The 26195-nt window shown below is 71.6% G+C and carries 20 protein-coding genes and 1 pseudogene; 12 read left to right on the top strand and 9 right to left on the bottom strand.

Features of this window, described 5'->3' with window-relative positions:
- Positions 1–30: 30 nt before the first annotated feature.
- A complete protein-coding gene (locus ACH4S9_RS23065; RefSeq protein WP_398373715.1) occupies positions 31–3324 on the bottom strand; it encodes a GH92 family glycosyl hydrolase in 3294 nt (1097 codons plus the stop codon).
- A 279-nt stretch (positions 3325–3603) separates the two neighbouring features.
- Between ACH4S9_RS23065 and ACH4S9_RS23060 the strand changes: the two genes are divergently transcribed.
- The 7 genes from ACH4S9_RS23060 to ACH4S9_RS23030 all read left to right on the top strand — a co-directional run bounded on the left by ACH4S9_RS23060 (position 3604) and on the right by ACH4S9_RS23030 (position 9552).
- Positions 3604–4482 (top strand): GNAT family N-acetyltransferase, encoded by an 879-nt coding sequence (locus ACH4S9_RS23060; RefSeq protein ID WP_398373714.1) that lies wholly within the window; start codon positions 3604–3606, stop codon positions 4480–4482.
- Between the two features lie 59 nt (positions 4483–4541).
- Positions 4542–5699, top strand: coding sequence for a hypothetical protein (locus ACH4S9_RS23055; RefSeq protein WP_361186226.1), 1158 nt, complete (start codon positions 4542–4544; stop codon positions 5697–5699).
- Complete coding sequence (locus tag ACH4S9_RS23050) at positions 5696–6871, top strand: hypothetical protein (protein WP_398373713.1); 1176 nt, start codon at positions 5696–5698, stop codon at positions 6869–6871. Before ACH4S9_RS23055 ends, ACH4S9_RS23050 begins: the two co-directional genes overlap by 4 nt.
- A 129-nt stretch (positions 6872–7000) precedes the next feature.
- Positions 7001–8182: a helix-turn-helix transcriptional regulator gene (locus tag ACH4S9_RS23045; protein WP_311723696.1), complete on the top strand. Its 1182-nt coding sequence runs from the start codon at positions 7001–7003 to the stop codon at positions 8180–8182.
- 106 nt (positions 8183–8288) lie between these two features.
- On the top strand, positions 8289–8549 hold the full coding sequence (locus tag ACH4S9_RS23040) for a hypothetical protein (protein ID WP_311723697.1): 261 nt from the start codon (positions 8289–8291) through the stop codon (positions 8547–8549).
- 308 nt (positions 8550–8857) lie between these two features.
- Positions 8858–9097: a hypothetical protein gene (locus ACH4S9_RS23035; RefSeq protein ID WP_385346145.1), complete on the top strand. Its 240-nt coding sequence runs from the start codon at positions 8858–8860 to the stop codon at positions 9095–9097.
- Positions 9094–9552, top strand: a complete 459-nt coding sequence (locus ACH4S9_RS23030; protein ID WP_311723699.1) for a hypothetical protein — start codon at positions 9094–9096, stop codon at positions 9550–9552. Before ACH4S9_RS23035 ends, ACH4S9_RS23030 begins: the two co-directional genes overlap by 4 nt.
- Before the next feature lie 313 nt (positions 9553–9865).
- Here the strand turns inward: ACH4S9_RS23030 and acnA are convergent, their stop codons facing one another.
- Together acnA and ACH4S9_RS23020 are read right to left on the bottom strand one after the other, a co-directional pair.
- Positions 9866–12583: an aconitate hydratase AcnA gene (gene acnA / locus ACH4S9_RS23025; RefSeq protein WP_398373712.1), complete on the bottom strand. Its 2718-nt coding sequence runs from the start codon at positions 12581–12583 to the stop codon at positions 9866–9868.
- Between the two features lie 307 nt (positions 12584–12890).
- Positions 12891–14183 (bottom strand): hypothetical protein, encoded by a 1293-nt coding sequence (locus tag ACH4S9_RS23020; RefSeq protein ID WP_398373711.1) that lies wholly within the window; start codon positions 14181–14183, stop codon positions 12891–12893.
- Positions 14184–14277: 94 nt separating this feature from the next.
- Between ACH4S9_RS23020 and ACH4S9_RS23015 the strand changes: the two genes are divergently transcribed.
- Positions 14278–15174, top strand: coding sequence for a ribonuclease BN (locus ACH4S9_RS23015; protein ID WP_385346153.1), 897 nt, complete (start codon positions 14278–14280; stop codon positions 15172–15174).
- A gap of 58 nt (positions 15175–15232) precedes the next feature.
- Entirely contained in the window at positions 15233–16159 is a 927-nt protein-coding gene (locus ACH4S9_RS23010) for a LysR family transcriptional regulator (protein ID WP_398373710.1), read from the top strand.
- Between the two features lie 10 nt (positions 16160–16169).
- Here ACH4S9_RS23010 and ACH4S9_RS23005 read toward each other — a convergent pair whose 3' ends face one another.
- Positions 16170–16535 (bottom strand): GntR family transcriptional regulator, encoded by a 366-nt coding sequence (locus ACH4S9_RS23005; RefSeq protein ID WP_398373709.1) that lies wholly within the window; start codon positions 16533–16535, stop codon positions 16170–16172.
- Position 16536: 1 nt separating this feature from the next.
- Positions 16537–17520 (bottom strand): hypothetical protein, encoded by a 984-nt coding sequence (locus tag ACH4S9_RS23000; protein ID WP_398373708.1) that lies wholly within the window; start codon positions 17518–17520, stop codon positions 16537–16539.
- A 147-nt stretch (positions 17521–17667) separates the two neighbouring features.
- Between ACH4S9_RS23000 and ACH4S9_RS22995 the strand changes: the two genes are divergently transcribed.
- Positions 17668–19197, top strand: coding sequence for a UDP-N-acetylglucosamine 1-carboxyvinyltransferase (locus ACH4S9_RS22995; RefSeq protein ID WP_311723707.1), 1530 nt, complete (start codon positions 17668–17670; stop codon positions 19195–19197).
- A 174-nt stretch (positions 19198–19371) separates the two neighbouring features.
- Here the strand turns inward: ACH4S9_RS22995 and ACH4S9_RS22990 are convergent.
- Both ACH4S9_RS22990 and ACH4S9_RS22985 read right to left on the bottom strand, forming a co-directional pair.
- A pseudogene (locus ACH4S9_RS22990) lies at positions 19372–20577 on the bottom strand (FAD-dependent monooxygenase); the annotation flags it as partial.
- Positions 20574–21971 carry an MFS transporter gene (locus tag ACH4S9_RS22985; RefSeq protein ID WP_398373707.1) on the bottom strand — a complete coding sequence of 466 codons (1398 nt, stop codon included), beginning with the start codon at positions 21969–21971 and terminating at the stop codon, positions 20574–20576. The gene ACH4S9_RS22985 and the pseudogene ACH4S9_RS22990, both read right to left, overlap by 4 nt.
- Positions 21972–22120: 149 nt before the next feature.
- Between ACH4S9_RS22985 and ACH4S9_RS22980 the strand changes: the two genes are divergently transcribed.
- Positions 22121–22753 (top strand): TetR/AcrR family transcriptional regulator, encoded by a 633-nt coding sequence (locus ACH4S9_RS22980; protein ID WP_398373706.1) that lies wholly within the window; start codon positions 22121–22123, stop codon positions 22751–22753.
- Positions 22754–22789: 36 nt separating this feature from the next.
- Here the strand turns inward: ACH4S9_RS22980 and ACH4S9_RS22975 are convergent, their stop codons facing one another.
- A complete protein-coding gene (locus ACH4S9_RS22975; RefSeq protein ID WP_358847333.1) occupies positions 22790–23182 on the bottom strand; it encodes a RidA family protein in 393 nt (130 codons plus the stop codon).
- Positions 23183–23259: 77 nt separating this feature from the next.
- Positions 23260–24384, bottom strand: coding sequence for an acyl-CoA dehydrogenase (locus ACH4S9_RS22970; RefSeq protein ID WP_311723710.1), 1125 nt, complete (start codon positions 24382–24384; stop codon positions 23260–23262).
- 114 nt (positions 24385–24498) lie between these two features.
- On the opposite strand from ACH4S9_RS22970, the gene ACH4S9_RS22965 reads away from it, so the two are divergent.
- Entirely contained in the window at positions 24499–26193 is a 1695-nt protein-coding gene (locus ACH4S9_RS22965) for an AMP-binding protein (protein WP_398373705.1), read from the top strand.
- Positions 26194–26195: the final 2 nt, after the last annotated feature.

Genomic DNA, 26195 nt, shown 5'->3' with positions numbered 1-26195 from the left:
TCTCGTACGTCTCCTCGGGGCGCCCGGCCGTCAGCCGCGGGCGATCGCGAAGACGTGAAGATCCGCGTTGTCCGGCAGGGTGACGCTCTTGATCGTCTTGCCGTCCGGCGCCCGGAACGCCTTGGTCGCGAAGATGTAGGCGTCCACGACGTCCTTGTCCCCGCCGCTGATGTTGCGGTACGGGGTCCTGGCCACGGTCACATTGCCGTACTGGACGGTCCCTCCGCCGCCGCCCACCGTCCAGTCGGTGAAGGCCAGCTCGGCGCTGTCCGAACTGCCGTCGGTGTAGGTGACCTTGGCGGTGGCCCGCTGGTTGCCGTTGACCGCGCTGCCGACGAACGACAGGGCGGTGGAGGCCGGCAGGTCGATGGTCTGGCCGTCGGCCGAGGCGTTGTCGGGGCGGCCGGCGGGCGAGTCGGGCCAGGTGAACTCCAGGCCCTGGACGGTGCCCCGGGCGCCCGGCGCGAGACCGGCCTCGGCCAGTGCCTGGCGCGAGTAGCTCCAGCCGCCGCCGTCGTAGTCGCCCTCGTCGTGCTCACCCGCGTCGTCGGTGGCGCCGACGTTGTTGTACGCGGCGAGCAGCCCGCCGGGCCCGGCGACGGTCACCGTGACCGGCTGGACGACCTCCGTGCCGCCGCCGGTCACCGTCACCTTCGCGTCGTAGAAGCCCTCGGCCGTGTCCTTCCCCGCGCGCAGCGTGATCTCGGCCGTGCCGTCGGGCCCCACCGCCCCGGAGGCGGGCGAGGCGGTGAGCCCGTCCGGGGCGTCGGCGGTGAAGCGCACCTCGGGACGGTCCCCGTCGCGGACGGGGACCGCGGCCACCTTCACCGTCAGGCTCTCGCCGGGCGCGACGGTGCCGGTGGTGGGCCCGACCCCGATCTGGTACGGCTGCTCGCCGTCGCGGAAGGACGGGGGCGCGTCGGCCGCGGCCGAGCCCCAGGCGCGGTTGGGCTCGGTGCCCAGGACGTACTCCAGCGTGCCGCCGCGCCCGACGAACGACTCCGGCAGCCAGGCCCGGCCGCTCGCCCGGCCGTCGACCTTCAGCGACTGGACGTACGGCGCGTCCGGCGCGGCCTGCGGGGCCCGGATGGAGATGTCACGGCCGCCGCGCTCGATCTCCACGCGCGGGAACAGCGGGGAGGCCAGCACCAGTTCGCCGCGGGAGGGGACCTGCGGATACATGCCGAGGGCCGAGAACACGTACCACGACGACATCTCGCCCAGGTCGTCGTTGCCGGGGATGCCGCCGGGCTCGGTGCTCCACAGCTGCCGCATCGCCGCGCGGACGGTCTCCTGGGTCTTGTACGGCGCTCCGGCGTAGTCGTACAGATACGGCACGTTGATCGACGGCTCGTTGTCCAGTTCGGCCTTCTCGCCGCCCGCGCCGGTGAGCGCCCAGCCGCCGTCGGCGTCGTGGAAGAAGGAGTCCAGGCGCTTCACCGCGGCGTCCCTGCCGCCCAGGGCGGCGAACAGGCCCGCCGGGTTGTGCTGCACCATCCAGGTGTACTGGGCGCTGGTGCCCTCGACGAAGCCGTTGCCGGTGGCCGGGGTGAAGCCGGTGACCCAGCTGCCGTCCGCCTTGCGGTTGGCCATGTAGCCGCCGGTGGCCGGATCGGCGGCCGCGTTGAAGTTGTTCTGCCACCACTGGGCGCGGGCCGTGAAGGCGCGGGCGGTGTCCGGCTCCCCCGCCGCCTCGGCGAGCTGCGAGATCGCGAAGTCCGCGCCGGACATCTCCAGGGTCTCGGCCGCCCCGCCCCAGGCGTTGGAGACGGACGGCATGTAGTGCAGCTTCAGATACTTGTCGAGGGAGGGCCGCTGGCCCACCGACATGATCGGCTTACCGGCCGGGCTGGTGTCCTTCTCCGTCGGTACGGTCGCGGCCCGGACCAGCGAGTCGAGGGCTCCGTCGAGGTCGAAGCGGGTGCCGCCGAAGGCCCGGATCCCGGCGAGGGCGGCGGCCGACGGATCGCCGTTCATGACATGGGTGCCGGAGGAGTTGTGGATCCACCGGTCCCACACGCCGCCGTTCTGGCGCGCGAAGTTCAGCAGCGACTGCGCGATGTCGGAGCCCCGGCCGGGGTCGAGGAGGGTGAGCAGCTGGACCTGGGAGCGGTAGACGTCCCAGCCGGAGAAGGTGCCGTACTGGGCCCGGTGGCCCGGGGTCACCGAGTGGACCTCGCCGTCGCTGCCCCGGTAGCGGCCGTCGGTGTCGCTGATGACGTTGGGGTGCAGCAGCGCGTGGTAGAGCGCGGTGTAGAACGTGGTGCGGTCCGTGTCCGAGCCGCCGCCGACCCTGATGTCGGCCAGCCGGCGGCGCCAGGCGTCGTACGCGGCGTCGCGCACCTGCCCGAAGCCGCGCCCCGGCGGGTTCTCGGCGGCCAGATTGGCCTTGGCGCCCGCCTGGCCGACATAGCTGATGCCGACCTTGACCCCGACCCGGCGGGTGCCGTCGGGGAAGCGGAGGTAGCCGCCGGAGCCCTTCCCGGCGACGGGGCGGCCGTCGGTGCCGTAGCCGCCCGTGCCGCCCTCGGCGGTCGTGGTGCCGGGGCGCAGCCGGTCGTCCTGCCAGGTGCCGTGGGCGGTGAACGCGGTGTCGAAGGTGGCGGTGAAGTGCAGCGTGTAGTAGCTGCGGCGCCCCTCGGGGTCGAGGTAGCCGCAGAAGTTGCCGCTGGTGACCGAGCCGGAGACGGTGCGGCGCGCCGGGTCGATCGTGAGGTCCGCGTCCGTGCTGCCGACCTCGGACGCGGAGGTGCGGATGAGCAGCGAGGCCGCCTTGCCCTCGGGGTAGCTGAAGCGGGCGGACCCGGTGCGGGCGGTGGCGGTCAGCTCGGCTCCGGCGCCGGAGGCGAGGGTGACCCCGTACCGGCCGGGCCGCGCGGTCTCGTCCTCGTGCCGGAAGTCGGACGCGTACACCTCGTCCTTGGTGTCCGCGGCGGGGGACGAGGTGACCTCGCCCGGGAAGGGGAAGAACGGGATGTCGCCGGAGCCGCCCGCGCAGCCGGTGCCGGACATATGGGTGAGGCTGAAGCCCCGGATGCGGGTCGCGTCGTACTGGTAGCCGCCGGGGGCGGCGGTGCGGGTGGCGTTGCCGCGAGTGTTCTCGGGGCTCCAGGAGAGCATGCCGAACGGGACGACGGCTCCGGGGTAGGTGTTGCCGCCGTTGCGGCTGCCGATGAGCGGATCGACGTAGGCGGCGGGGTCCTTGACGAGTGCGGCCGTCGTGGAGGTCGGCTCGGCCGCCGCGGGGGTGGCGGTCAGCGCGGACGCGAGCAATCCGGCGGTCAGGGCCACGGCCGCCAGGGCGGCCGGGGGTCTTGAGGGCATCGCGGTCCCATCCTTCGCACAGGGCCGCGTTCGCCAGGTCGAGCAAGCCGCAGGGACCGTACCTCACTCGGCGCGGCGGGCGTAAGGGCGCCTCGGGCCGCCTGGCCGCGTCAACAGCCTTCAGCGGACAGGGACTTGACAGCCCGGGCCGGTTGACGGCGTACTGATCTCTACAGCCCTTTTGACAACGTTGTCGCGTTTCCGGGTCGACCAAGCCACGTCCACACGACCGACAACGAGGTTTCGCGCGCCCGCCAAGCGGACCGCCATCATGGACACATGATTGTCCGCCGGCTACGTGACACCGAGGAGGACGCCGAGGCGGTACGTACCGTGGCCGCCGCCGCCTTCGGCACCTCCCGCGCCCTCCTCGGCGAGACCGACGACGAGTGGCCGCCGCGCCGCATCGCCTCCGTCCACGGCCGCAACCGGCACCTCGCCCGCACCGACCCCGGCGGCTGCTGGCTCGCCGTGGACGACGACGGGATGCCGGTCGGCACGGCGCTGTCCCACAGACGGGAGGGCACCTGGGGGCTGGCGCTGTTCGCGGTGCTGCCGAGGGCGCAGGGGCGCGGCCTCGGCCGTGAGCTGCTGGCGGCGGCGCTCGCGTACGGGCGGGCGTGTCTGCGCGGGATCATCGTCGGCTCCGAGGACCCGCGGGCGGCCGCCACGTACAGGCAGGCGGGTTTCACCCTGCACCCTGCCATCCGCATGCGCGGAATCGTCAACAAGGAGCGGCTTCCGGCGCCGGACGGGGGCGTGTTCGAGGGCGGCGCCAGGCAGCGGGACATGATGGACTCCGTGGACCGCCGCACCCGGGGCGGGGCGCACGGGCCCGACCACGAGTTGCTGCTGCGCCAGTGCCGGCTGTTCGTCTCGGACGACCTAGCGGGCAGCGGATACTGCTACGTCGGCGACGACGGCAAGGTCGAACTGCTGGCCGCGACCTCCCGGCGGCTGGCGACGCGGCTGCTGACCGCCGCGCTGCTCAGCCTGCCGGAGGGCGCCGAGGCCCGGGTCCCGAGCCTGACGGCCGAGCAGGAGTGGGCGGTCGACGTGGGGCTGGCGGCGGGGCTGGAGCTGTCCACCCAGGGCTATGTGTGCCTGCGCGGGATGCGGCCGCCGACTCCGTACATCCCGTCCAGTACTTTTCTCTGATGTACGTGTCAGTGCCGCCCGATACGATCTACGGCACACATGCTTTCGGGGGAAACCAGATGGACGAACGGACGACAGGCGACGGTGACGATGCCGGAGCCGACGCCGGTGGCGGACGGCTGCGCCGCGCCCTGACGGGCCGGCGAGGACGCGCGGCGCTGGCGGGCGGACTCGCCGTCGCGCTGGTGGCGGGGTGGCTGGTCATCAGGGCCGTCGACGACGCCGACGCCGCGAAGAGATACTGCTGGGGCGCCTGGTCGGAGCAGGACGAGCCGTCGCTCCTCCTTGAGAGGGACGACCGTGCCTTCCGGGAGACGGCCCCGACACCCGAACGCCCACGCGGCTCGTGCACGATCACCGCGAGCAGGACTTACGGCACCGACGAGACCATCCCCGAGAAGATCTCCGTCAGTTACGGCACCGGCCCGAAGGACGCGAAGAAGCGCCGTGCATGGCTGGCCGGGCTCTTCGCCGGTGCGAGGGATCAGCTTCCCGAGGGGCTGCCGGGCTTCGTCAGCCAGGGCTCCGCCACGCTGGTGCTCCCCGAGAAGTGCGATGTCGACGGCCGCCCCTCGGTCGTGACCGTCAGCGGCGTGCAGAGCGACAATAAAGGCGACACCGCCCGTCTGCCGAACGTCTCGTCCGAGCCGTGGAAGGCGGGGCAGGTGCTCATCAAGGTCGCCAACCGTGGTATGGAGAAGGCCGGTTGCGCGCCGGAGAAGCCGCTGGGCTTCACCGCGCCCATCGTGCCGGGACACGCGCCTGACACCACCTTCGCCACCAGCTTCTCCCCGGGCGCCTGCCGGATCGACGGGCTCGGCCCCGCACCCCGCCGTGGCGAGGAGGACGAGGAGGGCCTGCACTCCGTCGTGGGCCCGGTCGGCGACGACCTGCAGACCTGCGTCGTCCGCTGGTACGAGGACATGGCCGCCCAGTTCACCATGACCGCCCAGCCCCGGCTGGTGAAGCTCTTCGACGGCCTCACCGGCGGCGCCCCGCTCGCCCGGGGCTGGCGCGGCCAGGGCTATGCGGACACGGATGGCGCGCTCGTCCGGACCGGGTGCGCGGGCCGTACGACGGTGATGTTCATGGAGAGGACAGCCATCGCCAAGGCCACCCCGTTCGCCACCCCGTCGCGCGTCTTCCCCGGCTACGCCACCGCCGTGGCCAAGCGCCTCGGCTGCGCCGCCGTCACACCGCATGGAGACTCCACATGAGCACCCCTGATGAGCTGCGGCGACAGGAGCACATCCGCATCGCCACCGAGGCAGTGCGCAAGGGCCGGTGGGCGCGGCGTGGCCGCCGGGCCTGGGGCCTGCTGCGGTCCCGGCCCGGTCAGCTGATCTCCGTGGGGGTCGTGGGCGCGCTCCTCGGCGGCCTGCTGACCGCCTGGCAGACGACCGGCCTCTCGTGGTCGGACGGGGAACAGACCGTGTGCTGGGGGACGCTCCCCAAGAAGGACGCGGAGATGTTGTTCCGCGACGATCTCTCGGTCCGCGCCGAGGAGATCCGCCCCAGCGACGGGAACGACAGCTCCTCTGATGCCCAGGGCGCCTGCCGGCTCCTGGCGCTGGACGACGGCCGCCCCGTCGCACATATCGACTTCCGGCTCCACCAGCTCGACCCGCAGTACGACCCGCAGACCACGGGCTGGCTGGCGGACTTCCTCTCCCCGCTGGCGGTGCCGTTCGGCAAGGGATTCGTCGGGATGGCCTCGGAGAACCGGACCTGGCTGGCGCTCCCCCGCGGTTGCGCCGACGCGAGGCTCTCCGACGGGCCCGCGGTCGTCGACGCGTCCTGGGGCAGGCTGCCGATGAGCTCCCGCGACAAGCCCCGCTGGCGGGATGAGGTGGCGCGGGCGACCGTCCGGCTGGCGAACGGCGCCATGCGTGCCCTGCACTGCGACGGCACCCTCCCGCTCCCCGGCAGACTTCCCGCAACCCCGCGCCAGAAGAACACCGAGCCACGACGGCTCTGCGGCATCGACGGGCTGAGCCTGGCCCTCTCCAAGGACGAGCGCTACCAGCTCGACGGCACGCTGCTCGCACACAGCCCCGGAACGGCCCGCGTCTGCGGCGTCGGTCTCGGTGTCGCCGCGACCCGGGCGCGGCTGCGGCTGGTCACCGTCGAGGACCCGCGGCTCGCCCAGGTCCTCTCCGAGCTGGCGAGCACCATGGGACGGCGCGAGTACGACAAGAGAGGCAGCGCTTCCGACCGCTCGGACCTGGCTCTGTACCAGACCTCGTGCCAGACCGGTCTGGTCATCTTCCTCGTCCAGGACGACGGCACCGGCATGGACGACCTTCCGCGCAACCTCCTCCCCCGCTACGCCGCCGCCGAGGCGGAGCGACTGGGCTGCGGCCGGGTGAAGGTCGAGTTGCCGCGCTGACCGCCGGGCACCGAGGAGGCCGCCACTCGCAGGAGGCCACTGACCACGGCAGCCTGCGGGTTACGCGCTGGTCTAGCGTTCGGAACATCGGGGGCATGTGTGGCCCAATCCCAGGGCTACGCTGGACACATGAGTGCAGACCTGGCAAGGCGAGTCCGAGAGGCACGGAAGCGCGCTGGACTGACACAGAAGGAGTTGGCGCGGCTGTCGGGCGTGTCTCTGTCCTGGATTCGAGCGCTGGAACAGGGGGCCTACACGGACACCCGGCTGGAGACCGCACGCAAGATCGCGGCGGCCGTTGGCGTTCCCACAACGGCCCTGATAACAGATCACGCCGAAGAACCGGCGGACGCGGCGACTGCTGACCAGTGGGAGCCCGTAAGCGCTGCTGTCCTGAACCCGCTCAGCGTCCCCGAGGAACCTGCCCAAACACCAACCGTCGAAGGTGTGCGGGACGCGCTGACCGCCGCTACCCCTCTCTTCTCGGATGACGCCTTCAGCGAACTTCGTGCAATTCTCCCGCACTTGCTGCGAGACGCAGACAGACTTGCGGAACTCGAACCGGCTGGACAGTCGGTTCGAGCCAGGCTGTTGCAATTGACCGGCTGGTTGCTGACGCAATCCCGCGAGTTCGATGCTGCGGAAGTCGCTCTACGCCGTGCGTTCAACGCAGCTCCCGACGCACTTCATGCAGCTACCACCGTAAGCACACAATGTTGGCTACTCCTGCGGAGGGGGCGATTGACTGAGGCTCGGGAACTGGCGATTCGTTGGGCCGATGATGTTGAGCCACGCATGTCCCGAGCAACCGCAGATGAGTTGTCCGCTTGGGGTTGGCTTCTGTTGCGGGTATCAGCGGCCAGTATCAGAGATGGCCGGGATGATGAGGCGAAGGCAGCTTTGCGGTTGGCTAAGTCAGCAGCCGTAGCTATGGGAAAGGAAGCAGTTCCTAGCGAGGATTTTCTCCGGGCATTTGGACCTGTGACTGTGGACTTGAAACGTGCCGAAAATGCGATGGTGTCAGATCATCCGGACGAGGTCCTTCGGATTGCGTGCAGCAATCCGGCCAAACGGCTCAGCCCAACCTCGAATAACCGTAACCGGCATCTACTAGATGTCGCTGACGCCCACTCGCAGATGCGCGAATACTCGGAAGCCATCGACACACTGACGCGAATCAGAGTCGCGTCCCCGCAGTGGTTGCCAAATCAGCGGTACGCACGTGACATCCTCGGGAGAATTGTTGAGAAGCGCCGGACGCTGACGCCGGAGATGCGCGAGTTGGCTACGGCGGTCCGTCTACCCCTGTAGCTCACACATTCGCTGGTACTTCGCACTGGCGGGCGCCATAACTACCAGTGACATGATTAGTGCATTTCGTCACCCTGGGGCTACCCAGACCCTCAGGGAGGCACCCGTGACCTTCGAAACCGCTCCCCCGCCGACGCCTACCCCCAGGCAAGCGACACACCGCGCGCTGGATGAGCTGCGTGCGGCGCTGGATATGCGCGGCATTACCCTCCCGTCACTCGACCTGGCCCCCCTGACGCTGGCCGCCATCCACAACGGCGCCCTGGTGCGCGACGCCAAGCACGATCACTTCGGCGTCTACAGGGACAGCGAATGGCAGGCACGCCCGGAAGATCTTCGCTGCCCGGCAGGGGGTTGCCGTGCCTGAGCGTGAAGTCTCGGAACACCCCCGCGCCGCTGACATTGAGCAACTTCAAGCGGCGTACCTCATGCACCGGGCCGAGTGCCAGACGTGCACGCCCGACCAGTCGTGCGACATAGCGCGACGGCTGGAAGAGGCGCGGCGTACGGCGGGAGCTTCATGAGCGCGAACTGTGCGGAGTGCGCCCGCCTGGAGCGCGAGAAAGAAGCGGCGCGTCGAACGGGAGACCTGAGCAAGGTCACAGACTGTGCGGTGTTACTGAGGCGCCATCCCGACCACAGCAAGAGGCGCGCTCGCGCTGGAAGGGGGCGGGTATGACTCGGGTTGTCTACCGGTTCCGTGAGTTCCAGCTCATCCCCGACACCGAGCCTGACGCCGAACCGCTCACGTACGTGATGCAGTGCGCGGTGTGCGAGCAGTCAGGGAAGCGCGGCGACGACCAGGCCACCGCGCACACGTGGGCGACCGGCCACCTGAAAGCGAACCCGGACCACTACACCTATCGGGAGATCATTACCCGCCCCTGCCGGTTCGAACCGGGAGCGTGGCGGTGACGCGAACCATCATGAGAGGTTCGGACCTGGTACTCAGCGCCGAACGCGCACAAGGAGCGCCGGACGGGATCTATCTGGCCGAGTGCATGGCGTGCCCCGCCACGTCGGGGCGAGTGGACAGCAACCCCGGTCCCGTCGCGCGCTGGGCCATCCTCCACGCACAGCAACAGGGGCTGAATCATGGTCAGTTCCTCGTGACCGTTGAGCGTCACTGGCGTGTGGACCCCGTGCGCACCCCGAACGCACGCGGCACGGTCACGCTGCCCCCGACCCACAGCGCCGGCGCCACCAACCGGACGCCCGCCACGCACCGCGCCCCCAGACGCTGGGGCACCTGCTGGCGTCGCACCGTGGCATGCCTGGGGCGATGCGCCGGGCCGCTGGTCCTGACCACGTTTTTCTTGGGCGCCGCACTCGGCGGCTACCTCATCGGGACCGGTCAGAACACCGGCTGACCCGCTGATGACGCCGCACGGCCCAGTGACTTTGTGGTGAGTATGAGACGGCGACACGCCGTCGCTTCGGCGTGTCGCCGTCTCAAACTCACCGCAAGCCCATGCCTCGGCTGTGCTAGTCGATATGCTCCAGAACTCTTACTCAAGAACATCGGGACTTTCCGAAGCTGGGGTTCCGCCATAGACCCCGGGGTCTGGGGCGGAGGTCCCCGCCGGATACCCCCTGATCCCGGCAGCGAACAGCGAACGGGCCGCACCCCCGCGCAGGGGAGTGCGGCCCGTCGACCCGTCCGTAAGGACTCGCGTCCGGGACTTACTTGCGGAGCAGCGAACGCAGCACGTACTGCATGATGCCGCCGTTGCGGTAGTAGTCCGCCTCACCGGGGGTGTCGATGCGCACGACCGCGTCGAACTCGACGCCTGTGTCGGTGGTGACCTTCACCGTGCTCGGGGTGGTGCCGTCGTTCAGCTCGGTGACGCCCGTGACGGAGAAGGTCTCCTCGCCGGTCAGGCCCAACGAGAGCGCCGAGGCGCCCTCCGGGAACTGGAGCGGCAGCACGCCCATGCCGATGAGGTTCGAGCGGTGGATGCGCTCGTACGACTCGGCGATGACGGCCTTGACGCCCAGCAGCGCGGTGCCCTTGGCGGCCCAGTCGCGGGAGGAGCCGGAGCCGTACTCCTTGCCGGCCAGGATCACCAGCGGGACGCCCGCGGCCTGGTAGTTCTGCGACGCGTCGTAGATGAAGGAGACCGGGGCGCCGTCCTGGGTGAAGTCGCGGGTGTAGCCGCCCTCGGTGCCCGGCGCGACCTGGTTGCGCAGCCGGATGTTGGCGAAGGTGCCGCGGATCATGACCTCGTGGTTGCCTCGGCGCGAGCCGTAGGAGTTGAAGTCGCGGCGCTCGACGCCGTGCTCGGTGAGGTACTTGCCGGCCGGGGTGTCGGCCTTGATGGCGCCGGCCGGGGAGATGTGGTCGGTGGTGACCGAGTCGCCGAGCTTGGCGAGCACCCGGGCGCCGGTGACGTTCTGGACCGGCGCCGGGTCCATGGCCATGCCCTCGAAGTACGGGGGCTTGCGGACGTAGGTGGACTCGGGGTCCCACTCGAAGGTGTTGCCGGTCGGGATGGGCAGCGCCTGCCACTGCGCGTCGCCCGCGAAGACGTCGGCGTAGCTGGTGTTGAACATCTCCTGGCCGATCGCGGAGGCGACGACCTCCTCGACCTCCTTCTCGGAGGGCCAGATGTCGGCCAGGTGGACCGGGTTGCCGCTCTGGTCGGTGCCGAGGGCGTCCTTGGTGATGTCCACCTTCATGGAGCCGGCGATGGCGTACGCGACGACCAGCGGCGGGGACGCCAGGTAGTTCATCTTGACGTCCGGGTTGATCCGGCCCTCGAAGTTGCGGTTGCCGGACAGCACGGAGGTGACGGCGAGGTCGGCCTCGTTGACGGCCTTGGAGACCTCCTCCGGCAGCGGGCCGGAGTTGCCGATGCAGGTGGTGCAGCCGTAGCCGACCAGGTTGAAGCCCAGCTTGTCGAGGTACGGGGTGAGGCCCGCGCGGTCGTAGTAGTCCATGACGACCTTGGACCCGGGGGCCAGGGTGGTCTTGACCCACGGCTTGCGGGTCAGGCCCTTCTCGACGGCCTTCTTGGCCACGAGGGCGGCGGCGACCATGACGTACGGGTTGGAGGTGTTGGTGCAGGAGGTGATCGCGGCGACGGTGACGGCGCCGTGGTCGATCTCGTACTGGCTGCCGTCGGGGGCGATGACCGGGGTCGGCTTGGTCGGCACGCCGTTGTGGTCGAGCGCGGGGGCGTCGGAGGCCGGGAAGGACTCCTTGCCCGCCTCCTCGTCCTCGGCCACGTAGTTGCGGATGTCCTGGGCGAACTGCTGCGCGGCCTCGGCCAGCACGATCCGGTCCTGCGGGCGCTTGGGGCCGGCGATCGACGGGACGACCGTCGACAGGTCGAGCTCCAGCTTCTCGGAGAAGTCCGGCTCGGCGGCCGGGTCCAGCCACAGGCCCTGCACCTTGGCGTACGCCTCGACGAGCGCGAGCTGCTGCTCGCTGCGGCCGGTGAGCTTCAGGTAGTTGATGGTCTCGACGTCGATCGGGAAGATCGCGGCGGTGGAGCCGAACTCCGGCGACATGTTGCCGATGGTGGCGCGGTTCGCGAGCGGGATGGAGGAGACGCCCTCGCCGTAGAACTCGACGAACTTGCCGACCACGCCGTGCTTGCGCAGCATCTCGGTGATCGTGAGCACCAGGTCGGTGGCGGTGGTGCCGGTCGGCAGCGAGCCGGTGAGCTTGAAGCCGACGACGCGCGGGATGAGCATCGAGACCGGCTGGCCCAGCATCGCGGCCTCGGCCTCGATGCCGCCGACGCCCCAGCCCAGCACGCCCAGGCCGTTGACCATGGTGGTGTGCGAGTCGGTGCCGACCAGGGTGTCGGGGTAGGCCTGTCCGCCCCGGACCATGACGGTGCGGGCCAGGTGCTCGATGTTGACCTGGTGGACGATGCCGGTGCCCGGCGGGACGACCTTGAACTCGTCGAACGCCGTCTGGCCCCAGCGCAGGAACTGGTAGCGCTCCTTGTTGCGCCCGTACTCCAGCTCCACGTTCTGGGTGAACGCCTCGGGGGTGCCGAAGCGGTCGGCGATGACCGAGTGGTCGATGACCAGCTCGGCGGGGGCGAGCGGGTTGATGCGGGCGGGGTCGCCGCCCAGCTCCTTGACGGCCTCGCGCATGGTGGCGAGGTCCACGACGCACGGCACACCCGTGAAGTCCTGCATGATCACGCGGGCCGGCGTGAACTGGATCTCCTGGCTGGGCTGGGCGCTCGGGTCCCAGTTGCCCAGCGCGCGGATGTGGTCGGCGGTGATGTTCGCGCCGTCCTCGGTGCGGAGCAGGTTCTCCAGCAGCACCTTCAGGCTGTACGGCAGACGGGCGGACCCCTCCACCTTGTCCAGCTTGAAGATCTCGTACGACTCGTCGCCCACCTGGAGCGTGCTGCGGGCGTCGAAGCTGTTCGCCGACACGACTGTCTCCTTCATGCATGATCTCGCGCGTACTACCGCAATCCTGCCGTCACATGCCCTCGCCCATCAGGTAAGGTCAGGCTTACTTAGGCAAGCCTTACCAGTGCGGCCGCGGTGCGCCTTCTGGCAGATATCTCGATGTCAAGATAACCCTAATACATGGACCGCCGCACGGGGGGCTTGCACCGCCATGCCCCGCGTGGCGATCTTCCGCGCCTCCGCGCACCATGAGGGTCATGCGAAGGAGGACCGCATGGACTCCTCGAGCACCCCTCCGGCCGAACCTCCCGAAGGATCTGCCGGCGCATCATCCGGCGGCTCCCCCGCCGAGCCTCCGCTGAGCGCCGCCGAGCGCCGGGAGTACGAGCGACTGCGCAAGGCACACGCCGTACGCCACCGCCGACTCCGGTACGCCGGCGCGTCGGTGCTGCTGGTGCTGGCCGTGCTGCTCGCCCCGCTCGCCGTGGTCGCCACCTGGACGCACGAGGAGGTGACCGACACCGACCGGTACGTCCAGACCGTGGCTCCGCTGGCCTCCGACCCCGCCGTACAGAACGCGGTGACCGACCGGCTCACCAAGCGCGTGGTCTCCAACGTCGATGTGGCGGGCGTCACCGCCGCGCTCTCCAAAGCCCTGGACCGGGTCGGCGCCCCGCCCCGGGTGGCCGACAGCGCCAAGCTGCTGACCGAGCCGCTGAGGACCGCCCTGACCACGGCTGTGCACGACGTGGTGGCCAAGGTGGTGCGCAGCCGGCAGTTCGCCCAGGTGTGGACCGCCGCCAACCGCCGGGCGCACGCCGCCGTGGTGAAGGTGCTCACCGGAGAGGGGAGCAGCGCCGTCCAGGCCAGGGGGAACACCATCGTCCTGGACCTCGGCACCCTCATCGACAACGTCAAACACCGGCTGGTCGCCGCGGGCTACCAGAAGGCCGCCCACATCCCCACCGTCGAGCGGACGATCCCGCTGCTGAAGACCCAGAAGCTCGACAAGGCGCAGAGCGCCATGCGGCTGCTGGACGTCCTGGGCGTCTGGCTGCCGGTGACGGCGATCGTGCTCGCCGCCCTCGCCGTGTGGACGGCCCCCGCGCACCGGGTGGCGCTGATGAGCGTGGGCGTCGGCGTGGCGGTGATGATGCTGGTGCTGCTCGTCGGCCTGGCCGTCCTGCGCCGCGTCTATCTGGACTCCGTGCCGCCCACCACGCTGCCCGCGGACGCCGCCACCGTCATCTACGACACGTTCGTGCGGTTCCTGCGCGAGAGCACGCGCACCATCCTGGTCGTCGCGGTGATCACCGTGGTGTCGGGCTATCTGTACGGCCCCGGGCGCGGCGCCCGCGCCGTGCGCTCGGGGGCCGCGCTCGCCACCGGCGCCACCGGCCGGTCCCTGGCCCGCTTGGGGCTGCGTACCGGCGGCGCCGGCCGCTGGCTGGACGCCCACCGGGGCTGGACCACGGGCGTCGTCATTTCCGGCGGCGCGCTCGCCCTCGTCCTGTGGAACCACCCCACCCCGGCGTCGGTGGCGCTCGTCCTGGGCATCGTCGTCTTGGTCCTGGCGCTGCTGGGCGTCCTCGCGGCGGCTGCGGACGGGCGTCACCGGCATCCGTTATCGGTGGCGCGCCCCTTATCGGTGGCGGTGGCGGCGGTGAGTTCCCGCGGCCGTCCGAGGTGGCAGCCTGGTACGCAGGAGGCAGGCGGTGAGTTCCGGTTCCGGCGGAGACGAACACCGGCCACCCCGGTTCGGCAGAGCGCGGAGTGTCCTGGCCTCGGCGCGCGCCCCGGCACCGGCGATCGCCCGGCTGATGGAGCGGCTGCTCGCCGTCAACACCCTGGAGGCCGCCACCCGGCTGGCCGCCCAGGCGTTTCTGACGGCCCTGCCGCTGCTGATGGCGGTGGCGGCCTTCGCCCCGGCGGGATGGAAGAACCTGCTGGCGGACTCCGTGCGCTCGGTCGTCGGTGTACACGGCAAGGCGCTGGCGGAGCTGCGCCGGACCCTCGCCGCGTCCGGCACGACCAGAAAGCCCTCGGGCGCCGCGGGCCTCGTGGTGGCGCTGATCGCGGCCACCGCCTTCAGCCGGGCCCTCCAGACGGTCTGCGAGCGGTGCTGGAGCCTGCCCAGGGCGCGGATGCGCGTGACGGCGTGGCGCTGGCTGCTGTGGCTGCTGGTCTGGCTGGCGGTGCTGTTCGTCCAGGCGCCGCTGCGCAGGGGCTTCGGCGCCGGGATCGTCTCGGGACTCGTGCTGTCCCTGCTGTCGTCCGTCCTGCTGTGGTGGTGGACCCAGCACCTGCTGCTGGGCGGCCGGGTCGGGTGGCTGCCGCTGCTGCCCGGCGCGGTGCTCGCGGGCGCCGGCGCCGTCGCGCTGGGCTATGCCTCCCGTCTGGTCATGCCGCGGGCCATGGACCGCAGTCTCGCCGACTTCGGCCCGCTCGGCCCCGTCTTCACGCTGCTGTCCTGGCTCATCGCGGCGTTCCTGATCGTGGTGGCGGGACTCGTGATCGGCCGTCTGGTGGCCTCCTCCACCTGGTACGCGCGGCTGGTGGGCCGGCCGCCGTACACCCCGGATTCGAACGCTCGCGCCAAGGACGCTCCCTGAGCGTCAGCCACCCGGCGACCGGGCCATCGGGTGCCGCGCGAGCCGGAATACTGAGGCGATGGATCCGCACCTGCTCCGCACCTTCGTGTCCGTGGCCCGCCGCGCGTCCTTCTCGGAGGCCGCCCGCGACCTGGGGTTCACTCCGTCGGCCGTGTCGCAGCACATCGCCACGCTCGAAGCCGATCTGCGGACCCCCCTGCTGACCCGGCGTCCGGTGGCGCCGACCGCGGCGGGCGCTCGGCTGCTGGAGCACGCGGGCCCGCTGCTGCGCGGGCTGGACGCGGCCCGTGCGGACGTCGAGCGCCTCGCCGGCGCCACCGCCGCCCGGCTGACGCTCTGCGCCTCGCCCCTGGCCATGACGGTCCGGGTCGCGGCGGCCCTGGCCGAGGCGCGCCGGGCCCACCCGGGCGTGCGGACGGCCGTACGGGTCCTGGGCCGCGGCGAGATCCCCGCGGCGGTGGCCGCCGGGCAGTTCGACCTCGGGCTGACCGACGGTCTTGCGGCGCCCGGCGACCCGCTGCCGCTGCCTGCCGGCGGCCCGCTGTCCGCACTGGCCGTCGCCGAGGGCTCGCTCGTCGTGCCGCTGCCCCTCGGCCATCCGCTGGCCCGCCGCCTCGGCCTGCGGCTGACCGACCTCGCCGACGCGCGCTGGCTGGACGCGCCCGAGGCCGCCGTCCCGCTGCGCCGGCTGCGCGCCGCGAGCGGCACCGACGGCTTCCGCGCGGCGCTGCGGTACGAGGGCACCGACGTACGGGCGCTCCTCGCCCTGGCCGCCGCGGGCCACGGCCTGGCCCTGCTGCCGCACTCCGCCGCCGAGGGCGCCCCCGGCCTCGTCGCGGTCCCGCTGGTCTCCCCGCGCCTGGTGCACCGCGTGGAGCTGCTCCACGCGGCGGCCCTGCACGACCCGGCGGCGGACTTCGCGGAGCTGGTGACGGGCATCGTGGCGGGGACGGGGTCGGGGTCGGGCGGTCACCGGTACGAGTGATCGCCCGCCCTCAGCCGCCGCCCGCGAGGCCGTTCCGCACCAGGGCCAGCAGTTCGTCGTCGGAGAGCCCGATCGCGCGGGCCTGGCCGACCAGGCCGTGGACGCCCTCGACGAGGCGGGCGCGGCCGGCGGAGGTGGCGGCTCCGGTGACCACGGCGCCGCGGCCGCGGCGCAGTTCGATCAGGCCCTCTTCGCGCAGGCGCTGGTAGCCGCGGAGGACGGTGTGCACATTGACGCCGAGGGAGTCGGCGAGGGCACGGGCGGCGGGGAGACGCTCGCCGGGATGGACCGTGCCGTCGGCGATGGCGCGGCGTACGGAGGCGGCGATCTGGTCGCCGAGCGGGACCGGGGAGCCGGGGTCGACCGTGAACAGCATGTCAGCTCGCCGCCGCCGGACGGTCCCCGCCGCGCTCGGCGAGGGCGCGGTCGACGAGGGTGTTGAGCAGCGCCGCGGCGGTGCGGGCGTCGTCCACCGTCACCACGAACTCCTTGCCGGTGCTCAGCCGCAGGCACAGCGCGTCCCCGGAGCGCAGCACCACGCCGCGCCTTCCTGGCCTGATCCGGTAGCCCCAGCCGCCGAAGTCGCCGACCGCGTCCACCCGGCGGCTGGTGGCCTCCTCTATGCGGCCGAGCGGCACCCGCAGGCGGGGCAGCCGGACGACGGGCGGGGACACGGTCAGGCCGCGCCGGTCGACGGTGACCCGGCAGCCGGACAGCAGCACGGCGATCGCCCCCACGACGGCCATCGGCAGCCCGCTCCTGGGGTTCACGGTGAACGCCAGCACCGCGCCCACGCCCGCGAGCCCCAGCCCCGCGGCGAGCAGCACGCGTGAGGTGACGGTGCGCGTCCAGCTGGCGGCCTCGCCGTTGCCGAGCGGCAGGCGGTGCGGCACACCTGCGGGGCCGGGCGCGGGCGCGGCGTCCGCCCCGGCCAGCAGCCAGCCCACCCCTCCGGCGGTCAGTGCGCAGGCCAGGGCCACGGCCAGCTGCCACATCGGGAAGCGGACGTCGGCGGCGTCGGGGACGTCGGCATTGACGAAGAGCGTGGCGGGGAACGCGTAGCCCAGCAGCCCCGACACCCCGTATGCGAACGCGGCCATCAGGCGCAGCGAGCCGAGGCCCCGGCTCGAGCGATGGGCGAGGACGGCGAAGACCGCGCACTGGACCGCGAGGAGGGTGATGGCCACCGCGAGGAACGAGCCCGCGCCGGCGAAGCCGTCGGCCTTGCCGCTCGCCGGGAAGTGGGTGGCGAGCGGATCCGGGAGCCGGTCGCGCAGGGCCGCGTAGGTCGTGAGGACGGCGGCGCAGGCGAGGGCGGAGGGGAGGCCGATCACCAGGGTGCGGCGCTGGGAGTCATTCACGGCTGCCTCCGATTCGTCGACTGCCTGCATATTAGTTGTTCGCATGCTAGTAGAACAATATTCCCGGGAGTGGCCCGCTTCCGACACGCTCACCCGAACGCCGCTCCCGTCGCGCGTGCATCTCATATCTGAGATAGCCTCTGCCGTATGACTGACGACTACCTCTCTCGCATCGGCAAGCTCATCCGCGACGCGCGACAGCATCGTGGCTGGACCCAGACGCAGCTCGCGGAGGCGCTCGGGACCAGCCAGAGCGCGGTCAACCGTATTGAACGAGGCAACCAGAACATCAGTCTTGAGATGATCGCCAGGATTGGCGAGGCGCTCGACAGTGAGATCGTCTCGCTCGGATACGCGGGTCCGATGCATCTGCGGGTCGTCGGCGGCCGTCGTCTCTCGGGCGCCATCGACGTCAAGACGAGCAAGAACGCCTGCGTCGCCCTGCTGTGCGCGACGCTGCTCAACTCGGGCCGTACGACCCTGAGAAGGGTCGCCCGGATCGAGGAGGTCTACCGGATCCTGGAGGTGCTGGGCAGCATCGGCGTCCGCACCCGCTGGATCAACGACGGGGCGGATCTGGAGATCGTGCCGCCCGCCGAGCTGGACCTGGCCGCCATGGACACCGAGGCGGCCCGCCGGACCCGCAGCGTCATCATGTTCCTGGGCCCGCTGCTGCACCGCATGGGGCAGTTCAGGATTCCGTACGCGGGCGGCTGCGACCTCGGCACCCGCACCGTGCAGCCGCATATGACCGCGCTGCGCCACTTCGGCCTCGAAGTGACCGCCACGGACGGGATGTACCACGCCCGGGTGGACCGCGCGGTGGCCCCCACCCGCGCGATCGTGCTGACCGAGCGCGGCGACACCGTCACCGAGAACGCGCTGCTGGCCGCGGCGCGGCACGACGGAGTCACCGTGATCCGCAACGCCTCCCCCAACTACATGGTCCAGGATCTGTGCTTCTTCCTGGAGGAGTTGGGGGTCAAGGTCGAGGGGGTGGGCACCACCACGCTCACCGTGCACGGCCTCGCCGAGATCAACCGTGACGTGGACTTCGCCCCGTCCGAGGACCCGGTGGAGGCGATGAGCCTGCTGGCCGCCGCGGTGGTGACGGAGTCGGAGCTGACGATCCGGCGGGTGCCGGTGGAGTTCCTGGAGATCGAGCTGGCCGTGCTGGAGGAGATGGGCCTGGACCACGAGCGCAGCGCCGAGTACCGGGCGGACAACGGCCGCACCAGGCTGCTGGACCTGACCGTGCGGCCCTCCAAGCTCCAGGCCCCCATCGACAAGATCCACCCGATGCCGTTCCCGGGGATCAACATCGACAACGTGCCCTTCTTCGCGGCCATCGCCGCGTCCGCGCAGGGCTCCACGCTGATCCACGACTGGGTCTACGACAACCGGGCCATCTACCTGACCGAGTTGAACCGGCTCGGCGCCCACGTCAAGCTCCTCGACCCGCACCGGGTGCTGGTCGAGGGCCCGACCCGGTGGCGGGCGGCCGAGATGATGTGCCCGCCGGCGCTGCGGCCCGCGGTCGTGGTGCTGCTGGCGATGATGGCGGCCCCGGGGACGTCGGTGCTGCGCAATGTGTATGTGATCAACCGCGGTTACGAGGACCTTGCGGAGCGGCTGAACTCGATCGGCGCGCAGATCGAGACCTTCCGCGACATCTGACCGGCCGACCGGGGAGCGCGCCCGCGCCCCTCCCCGCCGGCCGGAACGCCGGCCGGCGGGGCGGCCCCTCGGGCGTCACCGCCTTCCGGCGCTTCACCGAGTGGTCCGAAGGCCGGATGTGGGCCAAGCTGCGCCACCGGCTTCCCGACCGCCGACTCCTCCCGTCATGGGCATGAATTCGGGCAGGGTGAGGGCCGAATGGGCCGGTCGTCCCTCCGCGGGGGGCATGGCGGTGAGATTGCGCAGCATGTCGTTGCGCTGCTTCAGGGCCCGGGCGGTGGTCGGGAAGAGTGTGGCGTCGCCGTCGCCGACCAGGTCCTGATTCAGGGTCACAAACTCACGGGTGTTGTGTTCGTAGGCGGCGAAGCCCGCGGCGTGGTCCCGGTCGGCCAGGGAAACGGCGAGCATGTACGCGCCGACGAGCGCGAGGCTGGAGCCCTGTCCGGTGAGGAACGAGGGCGCGTACGCGGCGTCGCCCACCAGTGCGACCCTGCCGCTGGACCAGCGGGGCATGCGGATCTGGCTGACCGCGTCGAAGAACAGGTCATCCGCGTCGCGCATGGCGGAAAGCATGCCGGGGACCTCCCATTTCGCGTCGGCGAAGACCGCGGCGACCAAGTCCCGTTGGGCCTCCGGGTTCCGGAACGCGTCGTACGGCGGTTCCGGGTGGGCGAAGGGCAGGAAGGCGTGCACCTCGTCGTTGTCCCCCACGGCGTAGAGTGCCGCGGCCGTGCCCGGGGCGTTCCACATCATGACCTCGTGGGAGAGCCCGAAGGTGTTGCGCATGGTGAACCCGGCGAAGCAGTAGCCGAGGTACCGGTGGAACTGCTCTTCGGGGCCGAACAGGAACTCGCGGGTGCGTGAGTGCAGTCCGTCCGCGCCGAACACCATGTCGAACGTACGCCTGCCACCCCCGCGGAAGGTGACGTCGACCCCGTGGCCGGACTGGTCGAGGGTGTCGATGGAGTCGTTGAACAGGAACTCCACGTCGTCACGGACCGCCGTGTAGAGGGCGCCGGCCAGATCCCCGCGCCGCACCTCCAGGTCCTGTCCCGCGACACCGCCGGTGAGGGTGTGCGGATTGACCGAGGCCACCTTGCCGCCGTCCTCGTCGAGGAAGGTCAGCCGGCCCAGGTCGATGTGCGCGTCCCGCAGTCGCGGCAGGATTCCCATCCTCCGGACGACCTCGAGTGCGGTGCCCCGCACGTCGATGGGATAGCCACCGTCACGAATGGTGCCCGCCTTCTCGACTACCGTGACGGCGAACCCGTAGCGGTTCAGCCAGAACGCGAGGGCGGGCCCCGCGATGCTGGCCCCGGATATCAGAACCTTGCGCCTCGGCGTGGTGCGGATATCTCTCAGCGGTTCGGTGCGGGTCATTCCTTGACTCCTTTGCTCATGGTCCGGGTGACGAGGAGGGACAGCGCCGTGACGGCGCCGGCTATGACGAAGCCGGTGACGAAGGCCGATTCGGCCGGGACATCCGAGCCGGAAGGGGTCGCGGCGGTGAGCATCGCTCCGCTGACCTGCGCACCCACGGCGTAGCCGAGCACGCGAGTCACCAGGACCAGGCTGGTGGCGATGCCGGTGTCACCTTGGTCGACGGAGGTGGCGGTGCTGGTCACCATCGCCGTGACGCACAGGCCGTTGGCGAGCGCGATCATCGCCTTGCCGATGATGAGGTGCCAGACCTCGCTGTGCACGGCCGCCAGGGCGGTCAGGGCGGTGACCATGATGACGATCCCGGTGGTGACCACGGCACGCGAGCCGAAACGCCGCGCCCCGATGCCACTGATCGGCCCGGCCAGCGACGCGGCCACGGCGCCGGGCAGCAGGAAGAAGCCGATCTTGGTGGCGCTGGCCCCGAACCCGTACTCGTCGGCGTCCACCGCGAACAGCTGTGGGACGAGATAGACCGCCATCGAGGTACCGGCGCAGATCACGAACGTCAGCACACACGACTTCCACACCGCGGGCCGTGCCAGCATGCGCAGATCGACCATCGGCGAGGCCGCACGGCGCTCAACGGCTGTCCATCCGGTCACGAAGGCGGCCAGCACCACGATGAGGGCGCCGAGCACGAGTGGCTGTGAGCCGATGTCGGGCGCCAGCGCGAGTACGAGCATGAGCGTGACCAGCGTCCCGCTCAGGAGAACCAGGCCGGGCCAGTCGATCCCGCCGTCGTCCGGCCGGCCCGGCGGATCATCCGGCATCAGCCTGTTCACCAGCAGGGTGGCCCCGATGACCGCGAACGTCGGCAGCGCGAACATCCAGTGTCGGGACAGCCCTTCCGCCACGGGCCCGGCCGACAGCGTTCCCGCCATCCCGCCGCCCACGAACAACCCGCTGACCGTCCCGATGGCCACCTTCGACTCTCCCGCGGGGAGGTGTTTGCGCACCAGGATGAACGACAGGGGCAGCGCGCCCACCATCGCCCCTTGCAGGACCTGACCGAGCAGCAGCACCGGCAGGTTCGACGCCAGGGCGGACACCAGACCACCGGCACAGACCACCGCCATCAGCCGGATCAGGACCCGTTTCCCGCCGTAGCGGTCGCCTAACTTGCCTGCGACCGGTGTGACGAGCGCGCCGGTGATGAGGAGCACGATGCTGAGCAACGCCCCTTCGGCGGGACTCATATCCAGTTCGCGTTGCAGGAGCGGGAGCGTCGGCGTCACCACCGACTCCAGGGCACCGGTGGCGACTGCCAGCATGCCGAGGGCTGCGACAGCGGCCTTCCCGATGCGAACCGGGGGAGCCAGAGTTGCGGTCATGGACGTCCTTTCCGTCATTGCCGGGCGAGGAAGGGGTCGGCCGTACGCGGAGCGCTGCCGCCGTGCCGGGCCCGGCGCGGGCACAGCGGCCGTTCACTCGACTCGAGATTACACTACACCGTGCAGTGTAGGAGAGTTAGGATGTGCCCATGCCGACCACGAAGACACTGCGCGAGGGGTCCACGCGGAAGCGGGCCGCGATCCTCTCGGCAGCCCGGGAACTGTTCCTCGCCGACGGCTTCGACCGGTCCAGCGTCGACGCGGTCGCCGCCCGGGCCGAGGTGTCCAAGCGGACGGTCTACGACTACTTCGGCGACAAGCAGACGCTGCTGCAAGCAGTCGTCGACGCCATCGGCGAGTCACTGATCAGCACGATCCGGCACACCCTCGACGACACCCTCACCGAGGCCACCGAGGCCACCGACCTCGAGGACGCCCTGGTCACGTTCTCGATGCGCATCGCGACCGACATGCTCGACTCGGCGGAGTACGCAACGCTGCGACGACTGGTCCGGGCGGAATCCGGCCACCTGCCGCACCGGGGCTACAACTCCCTGGCCGACACCCCCGAAGAGGCACTCGCCGAGCGGTTCGCCGCCTTCGCCGCGGCCGGGCTGCTCCACGTCCCCGACCCCCGGCTCGCGGCCGACCAGTTCATCGCGCTGACCTTCGGCGTCGCGCTGGACAGGCTCGGCTCCGCGAATGCCGCGGAGGACGCCCGCGTCCGGCCACTCGTCGTCGAGGGAGTGCGGACCTTTCTCCGGGCCTACCGAACCAGGTAGGGCTGGGGCACGCACGAAAGAACAGCGCCCACGCCCCTACGGGAGCACCGCGATGCCGTCCAGCTCGACCAGCGCCGCCTCGTCCCACAGCCGTACGACGCCGATGACCGCCATCGCGGGGTAGTCGCGCCCCGCCAGCTCCCGCCAGATCCGCCCGAGTTCGGGCGCCGCGGCACGGTAGGCCGCGACGTCGGTGGTGTGCACGGTGAGCCGGGCCAGGTCCGCGGGGGCGCCGCCGACGGCGGCCAGGGCGGTGAGCAGATTGACGAGCGCGCGGCGGAACTGGGCGGGGAGGGTGGCGCCGACGACCGCGCCCGTGCCGTCGAGCGCGGTCTGGCCTGCCAGGAAGACCAGGCGGCCGCCGGTGGCCGTGACGGCGTGGCTGAAGCCGGTGGGCGGGGAGAGCTCGGGCGGGTTGACACGCGACAGGGACGGGCGGGAGGCGGCGCCGGAGCGCTCCGACGGCTCGGGGGGCTCGGGCAGCTCGGGCAGCTCGGGCAGCTCGGTCACCGGTACAGCTCCTTCGCGATGATGGTGCGCTGGACCTCGGTCGCCCCCTCGTAGATCCGGGGCGCGCGGACCTCGCGGTAGAGGTGCTCCAGGAGATGGCCGCGGCGCAGCGCCCGCGCGCCGTGGATCTGCACGGCGGCGTCCACGACGTACTGGGCGGTCTCGGTGGCCAGGAGCTTGGCCATCGCCGAGCTCCCCGCGACACCGGACGCGCCCTCGTCGTACGCGGTGGCGGCCGCGTAGACCAGGAGGCGGGCGGCCTCGGTCCGGGTGGCCATCTCGGCCAACTGGTGGGAAACGGCCTGGAGGTCCTTCAGCGGCCCGCCGAAGGCGGTGCGCTCCCCGGCGTGGGCCACGGAGGCGTCGAGCGCGGCCTGGGCCATGCCGACGGCGAACGCGCCGACGCTCGGCCGCAGCAGGTTGAGGGTGCGCATGGCGACGCCGAACCCCTTGTCGGGCGTGCCCAGGACGTCCTCGCGGGTGACCGGGACGCCGTCGAAGGCGAGGCTGCCGATGGGGTGCGGGCTGAGCATCTCAAGCCGCTCGCCGGTGAGTCCGGGCCGGTCGGCGGGGATGAGGAAGGCGGTGATCCCGCGCGAGCCCGCGCCCTGGGTGGTGCGGGCGAAGACGACGGTGAAGTCGGCCTCGGGGGCGTTGGAGATCCAGCGCTTTTCGCCCTCCAGCCGCCAGCCGCCGGCCCCGTCCGGGTCGGCCCGCAGGGCGAGCGCGGCGGCGTCGGAGCCGGCCTGGGGCTCGCTGAGCGCGAAGGCGGCGACCGCGCGGCCCGCCCGGACCTCGGGCAGCCAGCGCGCGTACTGCTCGGGGCTGCCGGACAGCACGATCGGGTAGCCGCCGAGGCCTTGGAGGGCGAGCGCGGTCTCGGCCTCCGTGCACTCGCGGGCGAGCGATTCGCGCAGCAGGCACAGGTCGAGGGCGCGCACCGGCCCGTCGTCGGGGAACAGCCGCCGCAGCAGGCCGAGTTCGCCGAGGGCCTCGGTCAGCGGCCGGTTGACCCGGCCGGGCGGGCCGCTGTCGGCGAGCGGGCGCAGCAGGTCGCGGGCGAGGGACCGCACTTCGGCGCACCAGCGCCGCTGCTTCGGATCGAGTGCGAACGACGGCACCGGCCACTCTCCGATCGGGCGTTTATCGCGATCTGTTGACTGTCGTCACCATCACGTTACGCTGACAGGGCGACTTCAGGCACGGCATGTGCAGGCATAGGGGGCGCGTCCTCGATGGAGCTCAGGCCTTCGGCGCACACCGACACCTTCGCCCGGGACCATCTGCCGCCCGCCGGGCAGTGGCCCGACTTCCTCCTCGACCTGCCCGGGCCGCCCCGCCCCGACCGCCTCAACTGCGGCGCCGAGCTGCTGGACCGCACCGTCGAGCGGTACGGCGCGGACCGGGTCGCGGTGCGCGCCGCCACGGGCGAGACATGGACGTACGGCGAACTGCGCGCCCACGTCGACCGGATCGCGCACACGCTCACCGGCCCGCTCGGCGTGGTGCCCGGCAACCGGGTGCTGCTGCGCGGCGCCACCTCGCCATGGCTGGCCGCCTGCTGGCTGGCGGTGATGAAGGCGGGGGCGGTCGCCGTGACCGTGCTGGCCGCCCACCGGGCCCGGGAGTTGGCGACGATCTGCGAACTGGCCCGGATACGGCACGCCCTGTGCGACATCCGCTGCGTGGACGACCTGGTGCGGGCCGGGGTGCCGGGGCTGCGGACGACGTACTACGGCGGCGACGGGCCCGGCGACCTGCTGCGGCTCGCGGCCACCGCGCCCGCGTCGTACGAGGCCGTCGCGACCTCAGCCGACGACGTGGCGCTGATCGCCTTCACCTCGGGGACGACCGGGCGGCCCAAGGGGTGTATGCACTTCCACCGCGATGTGCTGGCCATCGCCGACACCTTCTCCGCGCAGGTGCTCCGGCCGCGCCCCGAGGACGTGTTCGCGGGCAGCCCGCCCCTGGGCTTCACCTTCGGCCTCGGCGGGTTGGTCGTCTTCCCGCTGCGCGCGGGCGCCTCCGCGCTGCTGGGCGACTGGGGCGGCCCCGAACGGCTGCTGGCCGACATCGCGCGCCACCGCGTCTCCGTGCTGTTCACCGCGCCGACCGCGTACCGGGCGATGCTGGCGCGGCTGGACGGCGCGGCGCCGGACGGCGGCGCGTACGACATCTCCTCGCTGCGCCGCTGCGTATCGGCCGGCGAACACCTGCCCGCGGGCATCTGGCACGCGTGGCACCGGGCCACCGGGCTGCGGATCATCAACGGCATCGGGGCGACCGAGTTGCTGCACATCTTCATCTCCGCCGCCGACGACGCGATCCGGCCGGGCACGACCGGGGTCCCGGTGCCCGGCTACGAGGCGCGGGTGGTGGAGTTCTCGGACACGGACATGGCCGCCTGGCCGCGGCCGGTCCCGGACGGCCGCCCCGGGCTGCTGGCGGTGCGCGGGCCCACGGGCTGCCGCTATCTGGCGGACGAGCGGCAGCGCGAGTACGTCCGGGACGGCTGGAACCTCACCGGGGACACCTTCATCCGCGACCCGGACGGCTACTTCCGGTATGTGGCACGCGCCGACGACATGATCATCTCGGCCGGGTACAACATCGCGGGCCCGGAGGTCGAGGAAACGCTGCTGCGCCACCCGGATGTGGTGGAGGCCGCGGTGACCGGGCGGCCGGACGAGCGGCGGGGCACGGTCGTGGTGGCGCATGTGGTGCTGCGGCCGGGCGCCTCGCGCACGGACGAAGCCGTGGCCGCGCTGCGGGAGTTCACCGCCGCGGAGCTGGCCCCGTACAAGTGCCCGCGCGAGTTCGTCTTCCTGGACGCCCTGCCCCGCACCGCCACCGGCAAGCTCCAGCGCTATCTGCTGCGGAACGGGGAGGCGCAGCGCGGTGAGCTGGGCACGAGCGGCGCCCTAGAGTAAGC

This window comes from Streptomyces sp. NPDC021225, from assembly GCF_044332865.1.
Taxonomy (GTDB): Bacteria; Actinomycetota; Actinomycetes; order Streptomycetales; family Streptomycetaceae; genus Streptomyces.
The sequence above is the reverse complement of the archived record's forward strand: the minus strand, read 5'-3'. Positions and strand labels throughout refer to the sequence as shown.

Coding starts and splice junctions, on each gene's coding strand:
- ACH4S9_RS23065 (WP_398373715.1), bottom strand. CDS start 3,324: ATGCCCTCAAGACCCCCGGCCGCCCTGGCGGCCGTGGCCCTGACCGCC.
- ACH4S9_RS23060 (WP_398373714.1), top strand. CDS start 3,604: ATGATTGTCCGCCGGCTACGTGACACCGAGGAGGACGCCGAGGCGGTA.
- ACH4S9_RS23055 (WP_361186226.1), top strand. CDS start 4,542: ATGGACGAACGGACGACAGGCGACGGTGACGATGCCGGAGCCGACGCC.
- ACH4S9_RS23050 (WP_398373713.1), top strand. CDS start 5,696: ATGAGCACCCCTGATGAGCTGCGGCGACAGGAGCACATCCGCATCGCC.
- ACH4S9_RS23045 (WP_311723696.1), top strand. CDS start 7,001: ATGAGTGCAGACCTGGCAAGGCGAGTCCGAGAGGCACGGAAGCGCGCT.
- ACH4S9_RS23035 (WP_385346145.1), top strand. CDS start 8,858: ATGACTCGGGTTGTCTACCGGTTCCGTGAGTTCCAGCTCATCCCCGAC.
- ACH4S9_RS23020 (WP_398373711.1), bottom strand. CDS start 14,183: ATGCCGGTGACGCCCGTCCGCAGCCGCCGCGAGGACGCCCAGCAGCGC.
- ACH4S9_RS23010 (WP_398373710.1), top strand. CDS start 15,233: ATGGATCCGCACCTGCTCCGCACCTTCGTGTCCGTGGCCCGCCGCGCG.
- ACH4S9_RS23005 (WP_398373709.1), bottom strand. CDS start 16,535: ATGCTGTTCACGGTCGACCCCGGCTCCCCGGTCCCGCTCGGCGACCAG.
- ACH4S9_RS22995 (WP_311723707.1), top strand. CDS start 17,668: ATGACTGACGACTACCTCTCTCGCATCGGCAAGCTCATCCGCGACGCG.
- ACH4S9_RS22985 (WP_398373707.1), bottom strand. CDS start 21,971: ATGACCGCAACTCTGGCTCCCCCGGTTCGCATCGGGAAGGCCGCTGTC.
- ACH4S9_RS22980 (WP_398373706.1), top strand. CDS start 22,121: ATGCCGACCACGAAGACACTGCGCGAGGGGTCCACGCGGAAGCGGGCC.
- ACH4S9_RS22965 (WP_398373705.1), top strand. CDS start 24,499: ATGGAGCTCAGGCCTTCGGCGCACACCGACACCTTCGCCCGGGACCAT.